The sequence below is a fragment of the Pseudomonas sp. D2002 genome, assembly GCF_013385735.1.
Taxonomy (GTDB): Bacteria; Pseudomonadota; Gammaproteobacteria; order Pseudomonadales; family Pseudomonadaceae; genus Aquipseudomonas.
In genome coordinates this window covers 1-6568 of record NZ_JACAPL010000019.1, presented here as the reverse complement: position 1 = coordinate 6568, position 6568 = coordinate 1, and the positions used below count along the sequence as shown (strand labels likewise).

5 protein-coding genes are annotated in these 6568 nt (G+C 60.6%); 2 read left to right on the top strand and 3 right to left on the bottom strand.

The features are described 5' to 3' along the window. Positions 1 to 125: 125 nt before the first annotated feature. Both HX783_RS26550 and HX783_RS26545 read right to left on the bottom strand, forming a co-directional pair. The gene (locus HX783_RS26550; protein ID WP_177018829.1) at positions 126 to 1064 is read right to left on the bottom strand and encodes a magnesium transporter CorA family protein; all 939 of its coding nucleotides are present in this window, start codon (positions 1062 to 1064) and stop codon (positions 126 to 128) included. Positions 1065 to 1070: 6 nt separating this feature from the next. After that, positions 1071 to 2657, bottom strand: coding sequence for a RimK family protein (locus HX783_RS26545; RefSeq protein ID WP_218175384.1), 1587 nt, complete (start codon positions 2655 to 2657; stop codon positions 1071 to 1073). 94 nt (positions 2658 to 2751) lie between these two features. On the opposite strand from HX783_RS26545, the gene HX783_RS26540 reads away from it, so the two are divergent. Further along, entirely contained in the window at positions 2752 to 3846 is a 1095-nt protein-coding gene (locus HX783_RS26540) for a GNAT family N-acetyltransferase/peptidase C39 family protein (RefSeq protein ID WP_159957097.1), read from the top strand. Positions 3847 to 3850: 4 nt separating this feature from the next. Here HX783_RS26540 and sfnG read toward each other — a convergent pair whose 3' ends face one another. Further along, the gene (sfnG, locus tag HX783_RS26535; protein ID WP_012723918.1) at positions 3851 to 4936 is read right to left on the bottom strand and encodes a dimethylsulfone monooxygenase SfnG; all 1086 of its coding nucleotides are present in this window, start codon (positions 4934 to 4936) and stop codon (positions 3851 to 3853) included. A gap of 266 nt (positions 4937 to 5202) precedes the next feature. Here sfnG and HX783_RS26530 point away from each other — a divergent pair, with 266 nt between their 5' ends. After that, the gene (locus tag HX783_RS26530) at positions 5203 to 6441 is read left to right on the top strand and encodes an acyl-CoA dehydrogenase family protein (protein WP_177018828.1); all 1239 of its coding nucleotides are present in this window, start codon (positions 5203 to 5205) and stop codon (positions 6439 to 6441) included. Positions 6442 to 6568 lie beyond the last annotated feature (127 nt).

The following is a 6568-nucleotide window of genomic DNA, read 5'->3' as shown; positions in this document are numbered from 1 at the left end:
GAACCAATACCAGCCGTGACCAAATAACGGATATGTACCCAGCAGCCCTGCCAAACATCAGTCGACAATTTATTGACTGACCCACCGCCATCACAGGCAAGCCGGCTGCCACAGTTGATCAGCCTTCACACGACATTGGCGCCGCCTGCAATCCGCTTAAGCCCAAGCACCATCAAACCGGCCCCCATCGCCATCGCCAGCAGAAACAGCGGGTACGACACCCACCACGGCGTGCCCGCCGTCATCATGCTGAACTCCGACATACCGCCCACGCTGGCAATCAGGTTAAGCGGCAGGAACACCACGTTAATCAACGTCAGCTTGCGCAGCAGGTTGTTCATGCTGTTGTTCATAAGGTTGCCGCGCGCGTCGATCAACCCGGAAAACACATTGGAATAGATCTCCGCCTGCTTGTAGCACTGGTGATTCTCGATGATCAGGTCATCAATCAGGCCCAGAATCTCGGCACTGAAATGCTCCTTTTCCGCGTGGTTGCGCAGGCGCGACAGCACCGCGCCATTGCTGTGCAGCGCGTTGATGTAATAGATCAGGCTCTCACTCAGGCTGAACATCTGCATCAGGTGATGGTTGCTCATCGAAGCGTTGAACTGCTGCTGCGACTCCCGCGCCACCAGCTTTATCACCTTGAGATGGCCCAGGTAGTGATGGATGTTGTTGAGCAGCAGATCGAGCAGCACATCCAACGGCGTGTGCAGCGGCCGGCGTGCGCCGAGCCCGGACAACGGGGTTTCATCGGTGGCGATCACCAGCAGGCGGTCCGGCGAAAACAACAGCCCGCAGGACGACACCTCAAACACCAGGTTGCCACCGCCGGAATAGTTTTCCGGGCGCTTCCAGATCAGGAACAGGTTGTCCGGGTGAAATTCGATGCGCGACACTTCATCCGGGTCGAGCGCCGAGGCCAGGGCATGTTCATCCAACTTGTGGTGATCGCGCAGCCACTCACGCTCGGCCTGGTTGGGGTTGTTGAATAACATGATCGGGGCGTCATCGCCCTCGCTACCGCGCAGCTTGCCATCGGTCAATTCAAAGCGCTGGATCATCGCGCGTCACCACACCTGGCCCTGGCGTTTCAACTCAAGGCGCCGCACAAACTCCTCCAGCACCAGGGCATACAGGTCGTCTTGCAGGTAGGCGTCTTCGATGCCGGCGTCCATGTTGGGGTTGTCGTTAACCTCGATCACCACCACCTTGTCGCCGGACTGCTTGAGGTCGACGCCGTAGAGGCCGTCGCCGATCAGGTTGGCGGTCTTCACCGCCAGCTCGACCACCGCCTTGGGTGCTTCGTGGACCGCCAGGGTGCGGCATTCACCGTTGATGTCCTGGCCGATGGCCTTGTGGTTGTAGATCTGCCAATGGCCCTTGGACATGAAGTATTGGCAGGCAAAGATCGGCTTGCGGTTGAGGACGCCGATGCGCCAGTCGTACTCGGTGTAGAAAAACTCCTGGGCCAGCAACAGCACTGAATGTTCGAACAACTCGGCGGTGGCCTTGAGCAACGCCGCCTGGCTTTCCACCTTGATCACACCGCGCGAGAAGCAACCGTCGGGGATCTTCAGCACCAGCGGGAAGCCCAGGCGTTCGCCGACCCGTTCGAAATCTTCCGGTCGCTCCTTGTACAGAATCTCGGTGGCGGGCATGCCCAGTTGATGGCTGTTGAGTAAGTCGGTGAGGTAAACCTTGTTGGTGCAGCGCAGGATCGACGCCGGGTCGTCCATCACCACCAGCCCTTCGCTTTCGGCCTTTTTGGCGAAACGGTAAGTGTGGTTGTCGACACTGGTGGTCTCGCGGATCAGCAAGGCGTCGTATTCGGCCAGGCGCGAGTAATCCTTGCGTTCGATCAGTTCCACATCAATGCCCAAGCCCTTGCCGACCCGCACGAAATTCTCCAGCGCCTTGGCATTCGACGGCGGCAGTTGTTCCTGGGGATCGTGGAGTATGGCCAGGTCATAACGGGCCAAACGACGCGAGCGCGGTTGGCGCCAGATTTTGCGGCTGAAGTTGTCGAGGGCGTGGGCGAACTGGTCTTCCTGGTCATCGCGCAACTTGTGCAGCACGCCGGATTTGACCCCTTCGATGTGCCAGCCGTTGTTCTTGCGAAACTCAACTAACAGGATCGGGCACGGAAAGGTTTCAAACAACTGGCGGGCCAACTCCTGCAACGGTTCTATATTGGTTCGGCCAAAATAAAGTGTCAGGGTAAAGCCTTCGGTATTGCTGTAGAGGTGATGACTCAAGGCTTTATCGAGGGTTTTATCCAGGTCATCCAGCGACAGGCCATACAACGACTTTTTGGTCAGTTCGCTGATGGTGCGCACCGACGGAATCACCTTGTGCCCGCGCGCCTCGGCCAGCAGCGAGCAGTAGTAACCGTGCCCCAGGTACTTGTAGCTGCGGCACAGATTGATCACCTGCACGCGCTTGCCCGTCTCGTTCTCGCGGGTTTGCTCGAGGTATTCCTGGGCGGTGACGATGTCTTCGCTGGGGAAATAGGAGGCCCAATCTTCCTTGCGTTCGACAATGATCACGACTTGACTGGAGCCTTTAAGAGGTGGAGAAAAATAACCTTTGGAAGTTATTGTCGCCGCGACAGTTTGCTCGGATACTTCACGCCAATGACTTTGTACCGCCGACATAATATTTGATCCGCTTTAGAGAACTCGACCTTTTCTATTAAGCACGATCTTTTAGAGAAGTCCCGTTTCGTTACGCAACTTTTACGGCGGTCATATGGCTCTTTCCTTTCGCGTTGCAACTCCCGCTGATGTGCCCGAACTGGTGGCACTGGAACAGCATTGTTTCACCACCGACCGGCTCTCGCCGCGCAGTTTCCAGTGGATGATCAGCCGCGCCCATGGCCAGTTGCTGGTCGCCGAAACAGACGCCGGTTTGCTCGGTTACGCCTTGGTACTGTTCCATCGCGGCACCTCGCTGGCACGCCTGTATTCCATCGCCATCGCCGAACATGCGCGCGGCATGGGCCTGGGCAAACAGTTGCTGGCGCGCATCGAAGCCTGCGCGGTGGCGCATGATTGCGCCTACCTGCGCCTGGAAGTGCGCACCGACAACCCCGGCGCCCTCGCCTTGTATGAGCGCACTGGCTACCGGCGCTTTGCGCTGATCAACGACTACTACGAAGACCACGCCCCGGCCCTGCGCCTGGAAAAACGCATCGTGCAGCCTCAGCACGCCCGCCCGCAAAGCGTGCCGTATTACCAGCAGACCACCGATTTCACCTGCGGCGCCGCGTGCCTGCTGATGGCCATGGGCGCGCTGGTGCCGGGCCGCGTGGCTGGGCGGCGCGAAGAACTGCAAATCTGGCGTGAAGCAACCACCGTGTTCATGACCGCCGGCCACGGCGGCTGCAGCCCGCAAGGCTTGGCGCTGGCGGCCTGGCGTCGCGGCTTTCGGGTGCGCATGCAGGTGAATGTGCGCGGGCCGCTGTTTCTGGACGGCGTGCGCGATCAGCATAAAAAGGACGTCATGCGCCTGGTGCACGAGGCGTTTGAGGAGGAACTGGCGGGCAGCGACGTCGAGCAGGTGCTCGGCGGCGCGCTGGATTTACCGCAGGTTTTGCAGGCTGGCGGGCAGCCGCTGGTGTTGATCAGCAGCTACCGCCTCACCCGCTCCAAGTCGCCGCATTGGGTGATGGTCACCGATTGCGACGACGACTTTGTCTACCTGCACGACCCGGACGTGGACCACAGCCAACACCGCCAGCCGCTGGACTGCCAGCACTTGCCGGTCAGCCACGCGGAGTTCGATCGAATGTGCCGGTTTGGCAACAACAAGTTACGCGCGGCGGTGGTGCTCTTCACTCGGTAAAGGCTCAGGCCACCTGCTTGATCCCGGCCTTGGCTTCCAGCTCGCGCACCAGCGGCAACACGCGCTTGCCGAAGTACTCGACTTCCTCCTGAAAGTGCAGGAAGCCCGCCAGCACCAGGTCCACGCCCACGGCCTTGAGCGCGACGATGCGCTCGGCAATCTGTTGCGGGGTGCCGATCAGGTTTGTCTTGAAGCCGTCGTTGTACTGCACCAGGTCTTCAAAGCTGGATTTGGCCCAGTTGCCCTCGCCTTCCGGAGAGGCTTTACCGGCCTGTTTGGCCGCGTCACCAAAGGCATTTACCGCCTCCGGGTCAGCCTTGTCGATAATTTCGGCGAGTACGGCACGGGCTTCTTCCTCGGTGTCTCGGGCGATCACAAACGCGTTGACGCCGACTTTCACCGAATGATTATTCGCGGCGGCCTTGGCGCGGATATCGTCGACCTGGGCCTTGATGCCTTCCGGCGTGTTGCCGTTGGTGAAATACCAGTCCGATACGCGCGCAGCCATGTCCCGCGCCGCCCGCGAACTGCCGCCCTGGAACACTTCCGGCTGGCCCAGTGGCTTGGGCTTGAGGGTGTAGTTGTTGAAACGATAGAAGTCGCCTTTGAAGGTGAAATCGTCCTGGGTCCAGATGCCTTTCAGCGCGCGGATAAACTCCTCGGAACGCCGATAACGCTCATCGTGCTCCAGCCAGTGTTCGCCGATGGCCTGGAACTCGCCCTTGAACCAACCGCTGACGATATTCACCGCGATACGGCCGTTGGTGAGCTGGTCGATGGTTGCCAGTTGCTTGGCCGCCAGGGCCGGCTGCCACGGGCCGGGCAGGATCGCCGCGATCACCTTGAGCGTGGTGGTCGCCGCCAGCAGTGCATGGCTGAAGGCCACGGATTCATGCTGGTTTTCCGCGCCGTAACCGGCGGTAAAGCGAATTTGCGTCAGGCCGTATTCGAAGCCGGCCGCTTCGGCCAGCTGCGCGAGTTTGCGGTTGTAATCGATGCCCCAATGGGTGCGTTGTTCAATCTTGCTCACCACCAGCCCACCGCTGACGTTGGGCACCCAATAGGCAAATTTCACAGCTTGCTGACTCATCTGGCAGTACCTCGCACGAAGGATGTACCCAGGGCTTGAGCAGCAAGCGTGCCAGGCAACGGCAAAGGCCCTGGCCATGGGCGTCACGGCCCTGAACGCAAGGTTGAACTGCCGAGCCTTTGATGTCGGGGATCGCGCCGGTTTGTCCATCTGCTGTTGCTGGAGCAACAGTGGGCGCAGCCCTTCGCCCGCAAATAGGGGCTGAAGGGTCCGGCACGGACTGTGCAATCACCCCAAGCATTGATCACTGCCAAGGAGCCGTCCCCATGACCGAGCAACACGTCATCAACCCGCTGTCTACCGGCGTCGACTACCCCACGTTGGCCGCACGCTTTCGGCCGATCTTCCAGCGCATCGCCGAGGGCGCGGTGGAGCGCGAACACACGCGCACCCTGCCCTACGAACCGATCCAATGGCTCAAAGACGCCGGGTTTGGCGCGGTGCGGGTGCCGGTGGAATACGGTGGCGGTGGCGCGTCGCTGCCGCAGCTGTTCGAGTTGCTGATCGAACTGGCGGCCGCCGACTCCAATGTGCCGCAGGCCTTGCGCGGGCATTTCGCCTTCGCCGAAGACCGCCTGAACGCACCACCGAGCGCGGGCCGTGAGGTGTGGTTCAAGCGTTTTGTCGACGGCGATATCATCGGCTGCGCCTGGACCGAAATCGGCAACGTGGCCATCGGCGATGTAGTCACCCAGGTCAGCCCTGACGGCGAGACGTGGAAACTCAACGGTGAAAAGTTCTACAGCACCGGCAGCCTGTTCTCCGACTGGATCGACGTGTACGCGCAGCGCAGCGACACCGGTGGCGATGTGATCGCGGCCACCCGCACACGTCAGCCTGGCGTGGTGCAAAGCGATGATTGGGACGGCTTCGGCCAGCGCACCACCGGCAGCGGCACCACGCGGTTTACCGATGCCGTGGTGGAAGCGGAAAACGTGATCGACTTTGCCACGCGGTTTAAATACCAGACCGCGTTTTACCAGTTGGTATTGCTGGCGAGCCTGGCCGGGATTGGTCGCGCGGCGCTCAATGACGTGGCGCATCAGGTGCGCAGCCGCAAGCGCATTTACAGCCATGGGAATGCTGCGCATGTCAGCCAGGATGCGCAGGTTCAACAGGTCGTGGGTGATGTGGCGGCGCTGGTGTATGCCGCTGAGGCCAGTGCGTTGAAGGCCTCAGTGCCGGCGCAACGGGCGTACGTGGCGCGGTTTGGTGGGGATGAGGCGGCAGAGCGTGAGGCGAATGTGGCGGCGGAGATTGAATCGGCGACGGCGCAGGTGGTGGTGTCCGCGTTGATCCAGCGGGCGACGACCGAGTTGTTTAATGCGCTGGGGGCGTCGGATGTGCGCCAGGGCAAAGCGCTTGATCGCCATTGGCGGAATGCGCGGACGGTGTCTTCGCATAATCCGGTGATCTACAAGGCGCGGATTGTGGGGGACTGGGTGATTAATGGGGCTGAGCCACCGTTTGTGTGGCAGATCGGGAATGGGCCGGGTAAGGGTTGAGGTTTATCTTGGGGGCGTTGGGTACATATCCGTTATTTAGGTTAGGGCGGCTATTGGTTCCGCCCTTACGGCGGCTCACTTTGGAAAAGCCGGAATGCCGGCCCAGCCCAAAGTAAGCAAAGGGCTC

Coding starts and splice junctions, on each gene's coding strand:
- HX783_RS26550 (WP_177018829.1), bottom strand. CDS start 1,064: ATGATCCAGCGCTTTGAATTGACCGATGGCAAGCTGCGCGGTAGCGAG.
- HX783_RS26545 (WP_218175384.1), bottom strand. CDS start 2,657: ATGTCGGCGGTACAAAGTCATTGGCGTGAAGTATCCGAGCAAACTGTC.
- HX783_RS26540 (WP_159957097.1), top strand. CDS start 2,752: ATGGCTCTTTCCTTTCGCGTTGCAACTCCCGCTGATGTGCCCGAACTG.
- sfnG (WP_012723918.1), bottom strand. CDS start 4,936: ATGAGTCAGCAAGCTGTGAAATTTGCCTATTGGGTGCCCAACGTCAGC.
- HX783_RS26530 (WP_177018828.1), top strand. CDS start 5,203: ATGACCGAGCAACACGTCATCAACCCGCTGTCTACCGGCGTCGACTAC.